We start from the raw sequence: 1435 nt of genomic DNA, 5'->3' as shown, positions 1-1435 counted from the left end.
GCTGGAGCAGAAGCGGGCGATCGTCGGCAATGCCCGTCCGCTCTTCGCCGGGCTCGGGCTCGCCGAAGTCCGCGTCGCCGCCATCGCCGCCTCGGAGAAGGTCACCCCCGGCCAGCCCGCGACGGCCGACGCCGCGGCGCTCGCCGCCGAGTCGCGCGCCGGCAAGCTGCCGGGGCTCGTCGTCGACGGCCCCTTCGGCTACGACGTGGCGCTCTCGCCGGAGGCGGCCGCCGCCAAGGGGCTCGCCGGGTCGCCGGTGGCGGGGCGGGCGGATCTCATCCTCTTCCCGAACCTCGAGGCGGGGAACGCGACGGTCAAGGCGTGGAAGCTGCACGGGCGGGCCCGGACCGCGAGCCTCGTCATCGGAGCGCGGGTGCCGGTGCTGCTGAACTCGCGCTCGGACGGCGCCGAGCAGCGCCACCTCGGCCTGCTGCTGGCCCAGGCGCTGATCGCGGGACACGAGGAGCGCGGCTGAGCATGCGTCTTGTCCCGCCGGGCGAATGGCGGGACAAGGGACAAGTCGCAGGAAGGCGGCCGAAGGAGGGCCGATGGCGGACGAGCAGCGCACCATGCTCCTGACCGGGGCGAGCCGCGGGATCGGCCATGCGACGGTCCGGCTCTTCCAGGCGCGCGGCTGGCGCATCCTCACCGTCTCGCGGCAGCCCTTCTCGGAGGAATGCGCCTGGCCCTCGGCGCGCGAGTCGCACATCCAGGCCGATCTCGCCGACCTCGGCGGGATCGAGCGGCTCGCCGCCGACGTGCGCTCGCGGCTGAAGGACGGACGGCTGCACGCGCTGGTCAACAACGCCGGCATCTCGCCCAAGGGCGGCGAGCACGGCCGGCTCGGCGTACGCGAGACCGACGCGCGCACCTGGACGCATGTGCTTAACGTCAACCTCGTCTCGACCGCGCTGCTCGTCCGGGCGCTCCTGCCCGAGCTCGAGCGGGCCAGGGCCTCGATCGTCAACGTCACCTCGATCGCCGGCTCGCGGGTGCATCCCTTCGCCGGGGTCGCCTATGCCGCCTCCAAGGCGGCGCTCGCGGCGCTGACCCGCGAGATGGCGCACGAGCTCGGGCCGCTCGGCATCCGCACCAACGCCATCGCGCCGGGCGAGATCCGCACCTCGATCCTCTCGCCCGGCACCGAGGAGCTCGTGGCGAGCGAGGTGCCGCTCGGCCGGCTCGGCGACCCGGCCGAGGTGGCCGAGACGATCCACTTCCTCTGCACCGGGAGCTCCTCCTACATCAACGGCGCGGAGATCCACATCAACGGCGGGCAGCACGCCTGAGCGCCGTCCGCAGGGAGAGAGAGAGATGACCGAGGTGCCGAGGCCCAACCCGAACTCGCAGGAGGGGCGCGACATCGCCTATCACCTGCATGCCTATACCAACGCCAGGAAGCACCTCGAGGTCGGGCCGCTGGTCATCGAGCGCG

At 73.2% G+C, this 1435-nt stretch carries 2 protein-coding genes; both read left to right on the top strand.

Annotated features, from left to right (window positions below; translation table 11 throughout):
- Positions 1–475 (top strand): phosphate acyltransferase (locus Q0112_RS06950; RefSeq protein ID WP_297973168.1); only part of this gene is annotated, 475 nt, incomplete at its 5' end.
- 73 nt (positions 476–548) lie between these two features.
- Positions 549–1289 carry an SDR family NAD(P)-dependent oxidoreductase gene (locus Q0112_RS06945; RefSeq protein ID WP_297973165.1) on the top strand — a complete coding sequence of 247 codons (741 nt, stop codon included), beginning with the start codon at positions 549–551 and terminating at the stop codon, positions 1287–1289.
- The last annotated feature ends 146 nt before the right edge of the window (positions 1290–1435 follow it).

Source organism: uncultured Amaricoccus sp. (genome assembly GCF_937858865.1).
Lineage (GTDB): Bacteria > Pseudomonadota > Alphaproteobacteria > Rhodobacterales > Rhodobacteraceae > Amaricoccus.
The sequence above is the reverse complement of the archived record's forward strand: the minus strand, read 5'-3'. Positions and strand labels throughout refer to the sequence as shown.